The sequence below is a fragment of the Micropruina sp. genome, from assembly GCF_047602385.1.
Taxonomy (GTDB): Bacteria; Actinomycetota; Actinomycetes; order Propionibacteriales; family Propionibacteriaceae; genus Micropruina.
Genome location: NZ_JASGHL010000002.1, coordinates 234299 through 248580, shown reverse-complemented (window position 1 = coordinate 248580; position 14282 = coordinate 234299). Strand labels below are relative to the sequence as shown.

Genomic DNA, 14282 nt, shown 5'->3' with positions numbered 1-14282 from the left:
AGGTCTCGACAAGCTCGACCAACACCTAGCTCAGCGCGCGGACGGACTCTCGCACCCGCATCGGCATCGGCACCAGCAGATGGCCGGGCTCTGCGTCCGACAGCAGCATCGCCATCGCCCGGCGGCCCATCTCTTCGTACGGAATGGCGGCGGTGGTGAGTCCCGGACGCAGATAGGCGGCGACCTCGTCGTCGTCGAAGGACACCAGGGAGAGATCGTCCGGGATGCGCACCCCGGCCTCGGCCAGGGCTTGGTACGCACCGAAGGCCAGTCGATCGTTGAGGCAGATCAGCGCGGTGGGGCGGGCATCGCTGGCCAGCAGGGCCCGGACGCCCTGGTAGCCGGTCTCCGGCTCCCATTGCATGCTTGCGTACGTCCAGCAGGGCGTCACGCCGTGGTTGCCGAGGATCTCGAAGATTCCGTCGTAGCGGGTGGCGATGGTGACCGAGAGCCGCGGATCGGCGGCCGCGGTCCGGTCCAGGCCCAGAATCGCGATCTCGCGGTGGCCCGCGTCGATCAGCAGTCGCGCGACCGCGCGTCCGGCCTCGAACTCCGCGGGCAGCACACTCGGGTGCCCTTGCTGGCTGGTCGAGTTGATCAGAGCGACCGGCAGGTCGGCGGGCAGCTTGGGTACCTCGAACTCTCGGGCGCTCATCATCCCGAACAGCACCGCGTCCGGCTGCCGGTCGAGGACCGCCCGCATCGCCTCACGGAGCCGGTGCGGATTGCTGCCGGTCTCGGCCATCAGCACCGTGTGCCGATGGTCTTCGGCCACATCGAGCAGGCCGCGGATCATCGCGGAGGCGAACCGGGTGACGGTGACGTCGTCGGAGATGAAGGCGACGATCTGTGTCTTCCCCATCCGTAGGCTGCGTGCCGCCGGGTTCGGGCGGTAGTCCAGCTGCTCCGCGGCGGCGCGGATCCGGATGGTGGCGTCAGCCGAGAGCCGGCTACCCGGGCGGTTGTTCAACACCAGGCTCGCAGCCGTTCGAGATACCCCCGCCAAGCTCGCCACGTCGGCCAACGTCGCGCGTTTATTCACTCCATCACCTGCCTTTAGCGCCACAGTGTTCCATGCTTCGAGGGTTCGCGCGGCTGCAAGGATTTAGCACCGAGCGACATGGGCAGGCTCGCCGACTCCCTTGCTCCAGTCAATAGATTTAGTGAGTTGAGTCCTGTCTGGTCGCTTGCCGAGCGCCTGACTCCCACCTGATCGCCGGTCGCCGGGTGTCGCCACGGGTTCCGTGCGCCCCGAGCTGGTGTCCGGCGGGCGGCGCGCGGACAGCGATTTCCTCCGCTCCGCCCGGTCGCGATAGGCTGTCCAGGTTGCCTCGGCGAGGGGCCCCAGGCCCGTGATCGACAAGGTGTGTGCCGATCCGCGCGCCTCCCTCGTCCGAGATTCGAGTTGCAGACGAGGTATGAGGAGTAGCCATCCATGGCTGAAGTGAAGATCCCCGCGGTCGCCAGGACCGAATTCGGAAAGGGTGCGGCCCGCCGGACGCGCCGTGCCGGCCTGGTTCCGGCTGTGCTCTACGGCCACGGTGCCGACCCGGTGCACGTGTCCCTGCCGGGGCACGAGACGCTGCTGGCGCTGCGGGTGGCGAACGCGCTGCTGTCGATCAGCATCGATGGTGCGGCGCCCCAGCTGGCGTTGCCGAAGCAGGTGCAGCGCAATCCGGTCAAGGGCAGCATCGAGCATGTTGACCTGGTCATCGTGAAGCGCGGCGAGAAGGTGTCGGTCGAGGTTCCGCTGGTCGTGCTCGGCGCCGACGAGCGTGCCGACCGCGTGGTCGTGATGGACCAGCAGACGATCCTGCTGGAGGCCGAGGCCACCCGGATCCCGGCTGCCGTCGAGATCGACGTGACCAGCCTCGAGGTCGGTGACTCGATCGCCGCCAAGGACCTGAACCTGCCCGAAGGCGCGGTGTTCCCGGGTGAGCCGGACGACCTGATCCTCAGCATCGCCGCCGCCAAGACCCAGGAGCAGATCGACGCCGAACTGGACGCCGCGGTCGCCGGCACCTCCGACGAGGAAGCCGCCCCGGCAGAGGCTGCGGCCGAAGCCGAGTAATTCGCGGCCATGGCTGTATGGCTGGTGGTCGGGCTCGGTAATCCGGGCCCGACCTACGCATTTCACCGGCACAACGTCGGTTTCATGGTGGCGGACGAGCTCGCCCGCCGGTCGAACGCTGGATTCAGCGCGCCGCGCGGTATGCGCGCGGACGTCTGCGAGACCAGGATCACCACCGCCGGCATGGGTGCGGTGGGCGCCGACGCGCGGCGCGTCATCCTGCTCAAGCCGCGCACCTATATGAACGACTCCGGTGCGGCCGTCGCCAAGGCGTGCCGCTATTACGGTGCCGAGCCGTCCGAAGTGATCGCTGTCCACGACGAGCTCGATCTCGATTTCGGACGCCTCCGGCTGAAGTCCGGCGGGGGCGACAATGGGCACAACGGGCTGAAGTCGATCCGGTCGTCGTTGGGCACCGGTGACTTCCTGCGGGTCCGGATGGGCATCGGACGCCCGCCCGGCCGGCAGGCGCCGTCCGATTTCGTGCTGACAAACTTTCCGGCGTCCGTTCGCAATGATCTGGCGGTCGAGGTCGACCGGGCCGCGGACGCCGTCGAGGCATTGATGCTGGGCGGGCTGGAAGCGGCGCAGAACAGATTCAACGGCTGAGTCAAACCTTGGACGATTCCTGAGGGAATGTGCTGATCATCGCTGGCCGAGCTTGTCGAGACCCGTCTGACAACGGGTTTCGACAGGTTTAGCCAGCGAGACGCAGCACTAGTCAGCGCTTCGTTGGTGTGGGCCGGTCACGTTGTCTTAGATGGCCCAGTGTCGGTTTGTCTGCGGGCCGCGCGGGCGATGCGGTCACGCGAATGCGATTTTCGGGGGTCTTTTCCAGACTCCTGCGGACCCTCCTTTGGATTTCCTGGTCACGGTCAGTTGGACCACGGCGTCCGGTGACGTGATGGGACGCGGGTTCACCGTGGTCCGCCGGCTCGCGCCAGGGGAGACCAGGAAGGTCGAGATCCGGGCGAAGGTCGCGCCGGCCGCGATGCAGTGCGTCCCGGGCGTCGAGTTCGGCACGATCAAGGCGTAGGGCGGCGGTGGATCAGTGGTCTGGGTGGTACCCGGGGTCTGTCCCCGCGTGCCACCCGAACCGAGGGATGCGCTGATCATCGCTGGTCGAGCTTGTCGAGACCCCTTTGGCAACCGGTTTCGGCAGCTCGACCAGCGGAACCCGCAGTGATCAGCGCTTCCCTCGGTCGGACGGCACCAGCCGCGCTTACCCTGGCGCCATGACGGAACAGTCGGTGAACGATCCGGTGGCTGAGCCCGGCCTCGATGCCACCGTGGATCCGCGACCCGAGCCAGGGCGTCCGGTTGGCTGGACGCCGGCGCGCACCTCTGACTGGGCCGGATCCCCGCCGCGTCCGCCAGCTGCAGCCCGGACGTCCGGGAACATCGTGGCGGCGATCGTCCTGCTGGTCGTCGGGGTGGCTCTGCTGGCCTGGGACATCCCGGCGGTGCTCGTCCACATCAGCGCCGCGACCGGATCGATGGGCGAGCTTCCGTCGGCGGGCAACTTCATCCGGGCCGCCGCCGCGTTCCTGGGCTTCTTCGTGACCTTCATCGGCGTGGGCGTGGTGCTGAAGGTGGTGCGGAACCGACGCGACTGATCGAGGCTAAAGTGTCTCGGTGACTTTGTCGGGACTGGTTGAACTCGTCGCCTCCGACCCCACCATCGCTCGTGCCGTTTCGGACGCGCGGCTGGGCCGTCCGCGGGCTCTCGACCTGACCGCACCGGAGGCGCTGCGGCCGATGCTGGTCGCCGCGCTGAGCGCCGGGACGGGACGCACGGCGCTGCTCGTCACCTCCACCTATCGCGAGGCCGAGGCCGCCACCAGCTCGCTGCAGTCGCTGCTCGGCGACGAGGCCGTCGCGTATTACCCGGCCTGGGAGACGCTGCCGCACGAGCGGTTGAGCCCCCGCTCGGACACCGTCGGACGCCGGCTCGAGGTGCTGCGCCGGCTGGCCGGCAACGATGAACTTCCGGCGCCGCGGGTGGTGGTCGCGCCGGTGCGCTCGGTGCTGCAGCCCCAGGTCCGCGGGCTCGGTGAACTGCTGCCGGTGAGCCTGCGCACCGGGGACACCCACGACCTCAGCGACGTCGCCCGGGCCCTCGTCAACGCCGCCTACATCCGGGTCGACCTGGTCGAGCGGCGCGGCGAGTTCGCCGTCCGCGGCGGCATCCTGGACGTCTTTCCGCCCACCGAGGAACACCCCGTCCGGGTCGACTTCTTCGGCGACGAGGTGGACGAGATCCGCACCTTCGCCGTCGCCGACCAGCGGTCCTTCGGTGAGCCGCTCGCCGAAGTCATCGCGTCACCCTGCCGGGAACTGCTGATCACCGACGCCGTCAGAGCTCGCGCCGCCGAACTGGCCGAGCGGACCAGCAGCATCGAGGGCAACCTGTCCGAGATGCTCGACAAGATCGCCCAGGGCCACGCCGTGGACGGCATGGAAGCACTCTCCCCGGCACTGGTGGACGGCCTGGAACTGCTGATCGACGTGCTGCCCGCTGACACGGTTGTGCTGGTCGCCGATCCAGACCGGGTCCGTGCCCGGTCGGCCGAACTGGTCACCACCAGCCAGGAGTTCCTGCAGGCGTCCTGGGCGGCCGCGGCGTCCGGCGGCAAGGCGCCGATCGACCTGGCCGCCGGCGCCTACCGCGAGCTGGCCGACGTCCGGACCCGCGCCTTCGACCGGGGCCAACTGTGGTGGTCACTGTCACCCTGGGCCGCCGCACCCGACCCGGTGTCCGCGCCGGTCGACGACTGGGACGAGCCGATCGACCTTGGCATCGGCGAAGCCGACCTGGCCGGGGTCGAATCCCGCACCGTCGACGCCCGTGAGGGCGAGGTCTTCCGCGGGGACGCCGAAGCTGGCCTGGCTGCCGTCCGGGCCCGGGTGAGCGCCGGCGACCGGGTGCTGCTGGTTGCCGACAGCCCGGGCCTGGCGACCCGGATGGGCGAGGTGCTGACCGAGGCGGGCGTCCCCGCCCGCGGTTCGGTCGACCTGGCCACCCCACCCGAGCCCGGCGTGGCCACCGTGGTGGTCGCCGAACTGCGGCACGGCTTCACCCTGCCCGGCGTCGAACTCGCCGTCTTCACCGCGGCCGACCTGGCCGGCCAGCGGGAAGTCGACAAATCGGCTCGCCGGATGCCGGCCCGGCGCAAGAACACCATCGACCCGTTGGAACTGACCGCCGGCGACCCGGTGGTCCACGAGACCCACGGCGTCGGACGCTACGTCGAGATGGTGCAGCGCACCGTGCAGGGCGCCACCCGCGAGTACCTGGTGCTGGAGTACGCGCCGTCCAAGCGTGGCCAGCCCGGTGACCGGCTGTTCGTCCCGATGGACCAGCTGCACCTGATCACCCGCTACATCGGCGGCGAGAACCCGGCCCTGGACAAGATGGGCGGCTCCGACTGGTCGAAGCGCAAATCCCGGGCCCGCAAGGCGGTTCGCGAGATCGCCGCCGAACTGATCAAGCTCTACGCCGCGCGGCAGGCGTCCAAGGGGCACGCCTTCGGGGCCGATACGGTCTGGCAGCGCGAGCTCGAGGACGCCTTCAGCTACGTCGAAACCCCCGACCAGTTGGCGGCCATCACCGAGGTCAAGGCCGATATGGAGCAGGTCGTCCCGATGGACCGGCTGATCTGTGGCGACGTCGGCTACGGCAAGACCGAGATCGCCGTCCGGGCCGCGTTCAAGGCGGTGATGGACGGCAAGCAGGTCGCCGTCCTGGTGCCCACCACGTTGCTGGTGCAGCAGCACCACGCCACCTTCGCCGACCGCTATGCGGGCTTCCCGGTGACGGTGGCGGCGCTGAGCCGGTTCTCCACCGACGCCGAACGGAAGAAGGTGCTGGCCGGCTTGGCCGACGGCAGCGTGGACGTGGTGGTCGGCACCCACGGCCTGTTCGCCAACAGCGTCCAGTTCAAGGATCTCGGCCTGGTGGTGGTCGACGAGGAGCAGCGCTTCGGTGTCGAGCACAAGGAGGCGCTGAAGAAGCTGCGGCTGAATGTCGACGTGCTGTCGATGAGCGCCACCCCGATCCCGCGGACGCTGGAGATGGCGATCACCGGCATCCGCGAGATGAGCGTGATCGCCACCCCGCCCGAGGAACGCCACCCGGTGCTCACCTTCGCGGGCCCCTCCGACGATGCTCAGGTCCGGGCCGCGATCCGCCGCGAACTGGCCCGCGAGGGCCAGGTGTTCTACATCCACAACCGGGTCAACTCGATCGAGAAGGCGGCGAAGCGGATCGCTGAGGCCGTCCCCGAGGCCCGCGTCGCGGTGGCCCACGGCCAGATGAACGAGCACGCCCTGGAGCAGGTGATGGTCGACTTCTGGGAGCGCCGCGCCGACGTCCTGGTCTGCACCACGATCGTCGAGGCCGGCCTGGACATCTCCACCGCCAACACGCTGCTGATCGAACGCTCCGACCTGCTCGGGTTGTCCCAGTTGCACCAGCTGCGCGGACGGGTGGGTCGCGGCCGCGAACGCGGCTATGCCTACTTCCTGTACCCGCCGGAGAAGCCGTTGACCGAGACCGCGCACGACCGGCTGGCGACGATGGCCGCCCACACCGATCTGGGCGCCGGGATGGCGATCGCGATGAAGGACCTGGAGATCCGCGGCGCCGGCAACCTGCTCGGCGGGGAACAGTCCGGGCACATCGCCGATGTCGGCTTCGACCTGTACATCCGGCTGGTCGGTGAGGCGGTCGCCGATTTCCGCGGCGACCAGGCCGAGCCCGAGCCGGAGATGAAGATCGAGCTGCCGGTCGAGGCGCACCTGCCGGTCGACTACGTCGAATCGGAGCGGCTGCGGCTGGAGATGTACAAGCGGCTGGCGCAGGTCCACGACGAGGCCGGCATCGCGGCCGTCCGCGATGAGTTGGTCGACCGCTACGGTCCGCTGCCCGAGCCTGCCGAGGCACTGCTCGCCGTCGCCCGGTTCCGGCTGCTGGCCCGGTCCGAGGGGATCACCGAGATCATCATGGCCGGCACCGCCGTCCGGTTCTCTCCGGCTGATCTGCCCGACTCGAAGCAGTTGCGGTTGAACCGGCTCTATCCCGGCTCGCAGATCCGCAAGGCAGCCGGGCATGTGCTGATCCCGCGTCCGATGACCCGGCCGATCGCCGGTCAGCCGATCGTCGACCTGCCGCTGCTCGAATGGGCCAGCACCGTCCTGAACGACATCTTCTGACTTCTCCTTCGGTCGAGCCAGTCGTTGAGCGAGCATGTCCAGACCCAGGGTGACCGTGGGGACGGTTCTTCTGGTCACCGGTGACCGTGGGGACGGTTCTTCTGGTCACCGGTGGGTGACCGTGGGGACGGTTCTTCCGGTCACCGGTGACCGTGGGGACGGTTCTTCCGGTCACCGCCGCTCGAGTTCGGCGAGTCCCTTCGCGTCAGCTGACCGGGCCTCGGCGACACCGCCGGTCCGTGACCGTCCGACGGAGCCGTTAGGATCGCTGGGGAGTCTGGAGGGCGAATGAAGAGCGTGCGTAGGGTGCTGGCCGCGGTCGTGGCCGGCCTGCTGCTGCTGGCTGGCTGCTCGAATCCCGGTGCCGGCGTTGCCGCTACGGTGAACGGCGTCGACATCGCGGCATCGCGGATCGAGAACGCGGTGCGGGCGATCGGTGCGACGCCGGGACAGCTGGCCGAGCCGCACGCGATCGTGCTGACGCTCGCGATCCGCGGCGAGGTCGCCCGCGAGATCGCGTCCGAGCAGGGCATCCAGCTCACCGGTGCGCCCCGCACCACGATGCTGGCCGGCAACGCGAACCTGGCCCGTTACGCGGACGTGCCGGACGCCGGCGACTTCGTCACCGATGTGGTCGACTCGAACCTGGTGACTGATCGCCTCGGCGAGGACGGGTTCCTGGCCAAGCTGGCGGCCGCGCAGATCCAGGTGAACCCACGGTACGGCTCGTGGTCGGTCCAGGCCGGCGCGGTCAACCAGGCCGGCGGTCAGCTCTCCCAGCCGTGGGCGACACCGACCGCACCCGCGCGCTGAGTGCCGTGCCGCACCCCGAGCTGATCCGGCTGGTCGCGGTCATGCACCGGCTGCGCCGCGAGTGCCCCTGGGACGCCGAGCAGACCCATCTCTCGCTGGCGCCGTATCTGGTCGAGGAGACCCTCGAGTTGGTCGAAGCGATCGAGGACGGCACCGACGCCGACCTCGTCGAGGAACTCGGCGATCTGCTGCTGCAGGTGGCCTTCCACGCCGAGATCGCCGCCGAACAGGGCCGCTTCGACCTCGAGGACGTCGCCCGCGGTATCAGCGACAAACTGATCGCGCGCCATCCGCACGTCTTCGCGTCCGAGCCGGTGCCCGAGGACCTGCTGGCCACCTGGGAACTCCGCAAACGCGCCGAGAAGGGTCGCAGTTCCGCGCTGGACGGCATCCCGGAGCGGATGTCGGCGCTGACCCGGGCCGCCAAGGTGATCGCCCGCAGCGAGCGGCACGGCCTGCCCGTCGACGTCCCGAGCGGAGCGGACGGCAACGCCGACGCCGACGGCTTCGGCCGGCGGATCCTCGCTCTGGTCGCCGAGGCGAACGCCGCCGGAGTGGACGCCGAGCAGGCGACCCGGGCCGCCGTCCGGGAACTCGAGCGCAGGGTTCGCGACCTCGAGGCCGTCCGCGGAGCCGCTCCGGAAGGGCATTGAGGGCAGACCCGCACATCCGCGTCCTTTCCTTGGCGCACCCTGTGCCCGAGCAGCGGGTGGACCGCTAGGGTGAGGAACGACGTTTCCACCACCCGAAAGGCACTGCATCGTGGCAAGCATCGAATTCGTGGACGCCCGCGAGATCCTCGATTCCCGCGGCAATCCCACCATCGAGGTCGAGGTCGAACTCGACGACGGTTCCCAGGGACGCGCCGCGGTCCCGTCGGGCGCCTCCACCGGCGCCTTCGAAGCCGCCGAACTGCGTGACGGCGACAAGGGTCGCTACGGCGGCAAGGGCGTGCTGAAGGCCGTCGAGAACGTGCAGCAGCAGCTTTCGGCCGAGATCACCAACGTCTTCGACGCCACCCATCAGCGGGCCATCGACCAGGCCATGATCGAGCTCGACGGCACCCCGAACAAGTCCAAGCTGGGCGCGAACGCGATCCTCGGCGTCTCGCTCGCCGTGGCCCACGCCGCCGCCGAGTCCGCCGGCCTGCCGCTCTACAAGTACCTGGGCGGGCCCACCGCGAACCTGCTGCCGGTGCCGATGATGAACATCCTCAACGGTGGGTCGCACGCCGACTCCAACGTCGACATCCAGGAGTTCATGATCGCCCCGATCGGCGCCTCCACCTTCGCCGAGGCCCTCGAGATGGGCGCCGGCGTCTACCACGCCCTGAAGGCCGTGCTGAAGGGCCGCGGCCTGGCCACCGGCCTGGGCGATGAGGGTGGCTTCGCCCCCAACCTGGAGAGCAACCGGGCCGCGCTCGACCTGATCGTCGAGGCGATCGGCAACGCCGGCTTCACCCCCGGAAAGGACGTCGCGCTGGCGCTCGACGTGGCCGCTTCCGAGTTCTTCAACGAGGACGGCACCTACGCGTTCGAGGGCCAGTCCAAGTCGTCGGAGGAGATGGTCGCCTACTACGCTGACCTGGTCGCCAACTACCCGCTGGTCTCGATCGAGGATCCGCTGAACGAAGAGGACTGGGACGGCTGGAAGGCGATGACCGTCGAGCTGGGCGACAAGGTGCAGCTGGTCGGCGACGACCTGTTCGTCACCAACGTCGAGCGGCTCAAGCGCGGCATCGACACCGGCACCGCGAACGCGCTGCTGGTCAAGGTCAACCAGATCGGTTCGCTGACCGAGACCATCGACGCCGTCACCATGGCCCACCACGCCAAGTACTCCACGATGATGAGCCACCGTTCCGGCGAGACCGAGGACACCACGATCGCTGACCTGGCCGTCGCCCTCGGCTGTGGCCAGATCAAGTCGGGTGCCCCGGCGCGGACGGAGCGGGTTGCCAAGTACAACCAGCTGCTCCGCATCGAGGAAGACCTCGAGGACGCGGCGCGCTACGCCGGTGCCGCCGCCTTCCCGAGGTTCAGCACCAACTGACCGTACGCTTGACCTGATGAGAGGTCAGGTCTGATGGCCCGCGAACGGCGGCCAGCACGTACATCGCCAGCCGGCCCGGGGCGCTCGACACGCACCCGGGCCGGTTCGCGCGCGTCCGGGGGAAATCCGAAGGAGCCGGCGGCGTCCGAGGCCACCTCCGACGTCACCTCGGCGAAGACTCCGCGACGGCTGCCGCGGCTGCCCAGCCGGCTGGGACTCACCCGGCGAGCCCTGGCCGTGCTCAGCGTGCTGGTGATCCTGGCGCTGTCGTACGCGAACTCACTGCGGATCTACCTCGACCAGCAACGCGATCTCGCCGAGGCGAACCAGCAGATCCAGGAGCGCACCCAGCGCATCTCGCAGCTCGAGGACGAGGTGCGGCGCTGGAACGATCCCGCATTCGTCAAGGCCCAAGCCCGGGAGCGGCTGGGCTGGCTGCTGCCCGGCGAGACCGGCTACCGGGTGATCGGCCCGGACGGCAAGCCGATCGGTACCGGTGTCGTCCTGGACTCGACCAAGGAACTGCCGCCGGGCGAGCACTCGGCGGTGTGGTTCGACCGGCTCTGGGGCTCGGTCGAGACCGCCGACAATCCGACCCGCCGGGTCGGCCGCTGACCGGTGGCCGAAGTTTCCGCGGTACGCGGGACGGTTCTTTCGGTTCACTTCCGCGGTACGCCGGGGACGGTTCTTTCGGTCCACTCTTTCGGCCGACTCAGTACACCTTTCGTCGACGCCGAGCGGAGGGCGGCTTTCGACAGCGCGGGGTCCACTGGGCAGAATGACCCCATGCCCGCGTCCCTGATCGACCCCGCCGACGTGGCGTCGATCGAGGAACAACTCGGACGCACGCCGCGCGGACTCGTCCGGGTCGCCTGGAGGTGCGCCGACGGCAGCCCTGGAGTCGTGGTGACCGCGCCACGGCTGCCCGACGGGACGCCGTTCCCGACCACCTACTACCTCACCTGCCCCAAGGCGGTGGCCGGCTGTTCGACGCTGGAATCGCGGGGGGTAATGGCCGAGATGACCCGGCGGCTGGCCGAGGACGCCGACCTGGCGGCCCGCTATGCCGCCTCGCACGAGGCATACCTGGCCGACCGGCGGGCGCTGGGTGAGGTGCCCGAGATCGACCAGGTCAGCGCCGGTGGGATGCCCAGCCGGGTGAAATGCCTGCACGTCCTGGTGGCCCACGCGCTGGCCGCCGGCCCGGGGGTGAACCCGCTGGGGGACGAGGCGGTGGAGCTGTTGCGGGAACTTCCGTTCGGTGAGTGTCTGGGGGAGCGATGACGGTAGCGGCGATCGATTGCGGGACGAACTCGGTACGCCTGTTGGTGGCCGACGCCGCGCCGGACGGCGGTTTGGCCGACCTCGACCGGCGGCTGATCCTGACCCGGCTCGGCCAAGGGGTGGACGCCACCGGGCGCTTTCACCCGGACGCCCTGCAACGCACCCTGGACGCCTTCGCCGAGTACGCCGCGGTGATCGCCGAGCACCGGGTGGAGCGAGTTCGGCTGGTCGCCACCTCGGCCGCGCGGGACGCGTCCAATCGAGACGAGTTCTTCGCCGGCGCCCGCGAACGGCTCGGCGTCGACGCCGAGATCATCAGCGGCGACGAGGAGGCGGCGCTGTCGTTCCGCGGCGCCCTCACCGCACTGCCGGACGTGGCTACCCCGGCCCTGGTGATGGACATCGGCGGCGGCTCCACCGAGTTGGTGATCGGTGCCGGTGGCACCGTCCCGCGGATCGATCACGGGCTCTCCCTCGACATCGGCAGCGTCCGGGTGCGCGAGCGGTTCCTGGCCGGCGACCCGCCCACCGCCGAGCAGGTCGCCCGGGCGTCCGACTACATCGATTCGCTGCTGGACTCCTGCGGCATCCCGTTCGGCGAGGTCGCCACCTGGATCGGGGTGGGTGGCACCGCGACCTCGCTGTCGGCGGTCAACCAGCGGCTGCCGGAGTACGACCGGGTCAAGGTGCATGGCTCCACGATCACCCGGTCCGACCTCGCCGCGCTGACCCAGCGGCTGCTCGGCGCCGCGGTCGCGCAGGTGCGCGACTTGCCGTCCATGCACCCCAAGCGGGCGGACGTGATCTGTGCCGGCTCGCTGATCGCCGACCGAGTTGGACGACGGGTGAGTGTCGATCTGACGGTCAGCGAATCCGACATCCTGGACGGCATCGCGCTCGGTCTGCTGGGAGCCTGATCGCCGGGCAACCACTACGATCGGCGTCGTGCCCCCGTAGCCCAATCGGCAGAGGCAGGCGGCTTAAACCCGCCCCAGTGCGGGTTCGAACCCCGCCGGGGGCACGCGGCACGCTTCGCGCGAGCAAAACCCGGCTGAACCGTATCGGCGGCGGCCCGGCAGACAGGTGCGGAACTCGAACCACAGTAGAGTTTCCGATCGACAACCCGCCAAGCCAGCACAACCTGGGGACAAGGAGTTCACGCATGGCGCGCCAAACAGTGGTAACCCACATCGACGACATCGACGGCACACCCGCAGCCGAGACGCTGACCTTCGCGATCGATGGGGTCGACTATGAAATCGACCTCAGCGAAGCCAATGCGATGAGCCTGCGGGAGGGGCTCCGCACGTACACGCGGGCCGGACGCCGCACCGGCGCGCCGGTCAGCCGACCGAGCGGCCGAGCGGTGGCCAGGACGGACAAGGAGCAACTCGACGCGATGCGTCGCTGGGCTCGCGAGAACGGCTACGAGGTCTCCGATCGGGGACGGATCAGCAACGCGGTCAGGGACGCCTACAACAGCGCGAAGTAGCGCGTCAGCCCGATGCGGCGACGAAGTCGCGATGATCCTGCGCCGAGAGATCGGCGTAGGCATGGCTCCACTGCGTGATCGCCTCGGCGACGGCACGTCCTGACCCGAGGTAGCCGACGATCCTTGCTGCGCCCGGCGATTGGCTGTGTGCCCGGGCGAGGGTGGCCGCACATGCCTCGGCGTACTCGACAAACGGACGGTCCTCCAGCTGGTCGACCTCGATGCTGCCCTTCATGTCGTGGAACTGCCGCACGTACAGATCGGCGTGAGTTGCCCGCAGGTAGCCCAGGAACGGGTCGGAGACTGCCTGCAGGATGCGTTGGAGAGCCACCACGCGGGCGCCCTGGCCGTCGGTCTCGATCAGCTGGTTGAGCATCGCGGGCTGGGGGATCCGTCCGTACTGCTCCAGCACGCTGATGTTGGCCTCCTTCGACTGCAGGATCAGCGCATGGTTGTCGCGGTCCTGCAGCAGGACCAGAGAGCATCGCGTGCCGACGCTGCCGACGCCGACCACCCGGCGGGCCAGGTCGGCGATGTCATAGTGCTGCACCACCAACCGGACGTCGGCGGCTGCCGAGGCGTGCCAGCGATCAACGTAGTCGTGTACCCGGCTCGCCTCGTCGGCACCCAGCGACGTCATGGTCGGCGGCCGCTCGACGAATCGCATCCGGCCGTCGGCGTCCGTGACCGTCAGTCGGCGGACGGCCCGCTCCCCGGTGCGCTTCTGGGCCGAGCGGATCGCCGCCTGAAGCACTTGCTTGGACTTGCCCCGCAGCCGGTCCATGCCGGCTTCGGCGTCCAGGTGGGAGAAGAACCGGTGCGTGGGCGAGAGCGCCACCGCCTCGTTGAGGACGTGCCGGTAGGCCATGGTCGCGCCGATCGTTGCCCGCCGGGTCGCGTTCTCGGACCGGCCGGAGTGTCGGGCGGCGATGACCACGCTGGCGACCAGCCGCTTGAGGTCCCATTCCCACGGAGCCCAGGCGGACTCGTCGAAATCGTTCAAGTCGAACATCAGGGTGCGCATCCGGGATGCGAAGAAGCCGAAGTTGGCCACATGCGCGTCGCCACAGGAGGCGACCAGCAGCCCGGTGTGCGGGTCCTCGGCGAGGTCTGCCGCCATCAGCGCGGCAGTACCCCGGTAGAAGGCGAAGGCGTCTGCGGACATCCGCTCGGTGCGCAGCCCGATCAGTTCCTGGATCCTGGTTGCGTTCTGCTGCGCAAGGATCCCGAGCGGGTCCCGGGGACCGCCGGACAGCGCCGCCAGCGTGTGGCGCGGAACGCGCTTGCGCAATAGTCGGCCGTCCGCGACCAGCGCCTGCGTCGAGGGCAGCGGATTCCAGTTCATCGCGACTTTGC

General features: G+C 69.4%; 14 protein-coding genes, 1 tRNA gene and 1 pseudogene. 13 read left to right on the top strand and 3 right to left on the bottom strand.

Going from position 1 to position 14282, the window contains the following annotated elements:
• Positions 1 to 25: 25 nt before the first annotated feature.
• The gene (locus QM711_RS06000; protein WP_415098611.1) at positions 26 to 862 is read right to left on the bottom strand and encodes a substrate-binding domain-containing protein; all 837 of its coding nucleotides are present in this window, start codon (positions 860 to 862) and stop codon (positions 26 to 28) included.
• A 33-nt stretch (positions 863 to 895) separates the two neighbouring features.
• Positions 896 to 1015, bottom strand: a pseudogene (locus QM711_RS05995) (LacI family DNA-binding transcriptional regulator); the annotation flags it as partial.
• A gap of 420 nt (positions 1016 to 1435) precedes the next feature.
• Between QM711_RS05995 and QM711_RS05990 the strand changes: the two are divergent.
• The 13 genes from QM711_RS05990 to QM711_RS05930 all read left to right on the top strand — a co-directional run bounded on the left by QM711_RS05990 (position 1436) and on the right by QM711_RS05930 (position 12926).
• Positions 1436 to 2071: a 50S ribosomal protein L25/general stress protein Ctc gene (locus QM711_RS05990; protein WP_415097297.1), complete on the top strand. Its 636-nt coding sequence runs from the start codon at positions 1436 to 1438 to the stop codon at positions 2069 to 2071.
• Between the two features lie 9 nt (positions 2072 to 2080).
• Positions 2081 to 2680, top strand: a complete 600-nt coding sequence (gene pth, locus QM711_RS05985) for an aminoacyl-tRNA hydrolase (RefSeq protein WP_415097295.1) — start codon at positions 2081 to 2083, stop codon at positions 2678 to 2680.
• Between the two features lie 247 nt (positions 2681 to 2927).
• The gene (locus QM711_RS05980; protein ID WP_415097293.1) at positions 2928 to 3107 is read left to right on the top strand and encodes a hypothetical protein; all 180 of its coding nucleotides are present in this window, start codon (positions 2928 to 2930) and stop codon (positions 3105 to 3107) included.
• Positions 3108 to 3306: 199 nt separating this feature from the next.
• Positions 3307 to 3687: a hypothetical protein gene (locus tag QM711_RS05975; RefSeq protein ID WP_415097291.1), complete on the top strand. Its 381-nt coding sequence runs from the start codon at positions 3307 to 3309 to the stop codon at positions 3685 to 3687.
• 19 nt (positions 3688 to 3706) lie between these two features.
• Positions 3707 to 7285: a transcription-repair coupling factor gene (gene mfd, locus QM711_RS05970; protein WP_415097289.1), complete on the top strand. Its 3579-nt coding sequence runs from the start codon at positions 3707 to 3709 to the stop codon at positions 7283 to 7285.
• A 288-nt stretch (positions 7286 to 7573) separates the two neighbouring features.
• A complete protein-coding gene (locus QM711_RS05965; protein WP_415097287.1) occupies positions 7574 to 8098 on the top strand; it encodes a hypothetical protein in 525 nt (174 codons plus the stop codon).
• A gap of 41 nt (positions 8099 to 8139) precedes the next feature.
• Positions 8140 to 8751, top strand: coding sequence for a MazG family protein (locus tag QM711_RS05960; protein ID WP_415098609.1), 612 nt, complete (start codon positions 8140 to 8142; stop codon positions 8749 to 8751).
• A gap of 109 nt (positions 8752 to 8860) precedes the next feature.
• Positions 8861 to 10150: a phosphopyruvate hydratase gene (eno, locus tag QM711_RS05955; RefSeq protein WP_415097285.1), complete on the top strand. Its 1290-nt coding sequence runs from the start codon at positions 8861 to 8863 to the stop codon at positions 10148 to 10150.
• A gap of 33 nt (positions 10151 to 10183) precedes the next feature.
• Positions 10184 to 10765: an FtsB family cell division protein gene (locus tag QM711_RS05950; protein WP_415097283.1), complete on the top strand. Its 582-nt coding sequence runs from the start codon at positions 10184 to 10186 to the stop codon at positions 10763 to 10765.
• A gap of 171 nt (positions 10766 to 10936) precedes the next feature.
• Entirely contained in the window at positions 10937 to 11434 is a 498-nt protein-coding gene (locus tag QM711_RS05945) for a DUF501 domain-containing protein (protein ID WP_415097281.1), read from the top strand.
• Complete coding sequence (locus tag QM711_RS05940) at positions 11431 to 12351, top strand: exopolyphosphatase (RefSeq protein WP_415097279.1); 921 nt, start codon at positions 11431 to 11433, stop codon at positions 12349 to 12351. The genes QM711_RS05945 and QM711_RS05940 overlap by 4 nt, the downstream gene beginning before the upstream one ends.
• 30 nt (positions 12352 to 12381) lie before the next feature.
• Positions 12382 to 12455, top strand: a tRNA-Leu gene (locus tag QM711_RS05935).
• A 141-nt stretch (positions 12456 to 12596) separates the two neighbouring features.
• Entirely contained in the window at positions 12597 to 12926 is a 330-nt protein-coding gene (locus QM711_RS05930; protein WP_415097277.1) for a histone-like nucleoid-structuring protein Lsr2, read from the top strand.
• A 4-nt stretch (positions 12927 to 12930) separates the two neighbouring features.
• On the opposite strand, the gene QM711_RS05925 is transcribed toward QM711_RS05930, so the two are convergent.
• Complete coding sequence (locus QM711_RS05925) at positions 12931 to 14271, bottom strand: DUF2252 domain-containing protein (RefSeq protein WP_415097275.1); 1341 nt, start codon at positions 14269 to 14271, stop codon at positions 12931 to 12933.
• Positions 14272 to 14282 lie beyond the last annotated feature (11 nt).

Excerpts from the sequence above, each read along its gene's own strand:
- QM711_RS06000 (WP_415098611.1), bottom strand. The coding sequence starts at position 862 with ATGGGGAAGACACAGATCGTCGCCTTCATCTCCGACGACGTCACCGTC.
- QM711_RS05990 (WP_415097297.1), top strand. The coding sequence starts at position 1,436 with ATGGCTGAAGTGAAGATCCCCGCGGTCGCCAGGACCGAATTCGGAAAG.
- pth (WP_415097295.1), top strand. The coding sequence starts at position 2,081 with ATGGCTGTATGGCTGGTGGTCGGGCTCGGTAATCCGGGCCCGACCTAC.
- QM711_RS05975 (WP_415097291.1), top strand. The coding sequence starts at position 3,307 with ATGACGGAACAGTCGGTGAACGATCCGGTGGCTGAGCCCGGCCTCGAT.
- QM711_RS05965 (WP_415097287.1), top strand. The coding sequence starts at position 7,574 with ATGAAGAGCGTGCGTAGGGTGCTGGCCGCGGTCGTGGCCGGCCTGCTG.
- QM711_RS05960 (WP_415098609.1), top strand. The coding sequence starts at position 8,140 with ATGCACCGGCTGCGCCGCGAGTGCCCCTGGGACGCCGAGCAGACCCAT.
- QM711_RS05950 (WP_415097283.1), top strand. The coding sequence starts at position 10,184 with ATGGCCCGCGAACGGCGGCCAGCACGTACATCGCCAGCCGGCCCGGGG.
- QM711_RS05945 (WP_415097281.1), top strand. The coding sequence starts at position 10,937 with ATGCCCGCGTCCCTGATCGACCCCGCCGACGTGGCGTCGATCGAGGAA.
- QM711_RS05940 (WP_415097279.1), top strand. The coding sequence starts at position 11,431 with ATGACGGTAGCGGCGATCGATTGCGGGACGAACTCGGTACGCCTGTTG.
- QM711_RS05930 (WP_415097277.1), top strand. The coding sequence starts at position 12,597 with ATGGCGCGCCAAACAGTGGTAACCCACATCGACGACATCGACGGCACA.
- QM711_RS05925 (WP_415097275.1), bottom strand. The coding sequence starts at position 14,271 with ATGAACTGGAATCCGCTGCCCTCGACGCAGGCGCTGGTCGCGGACGGC.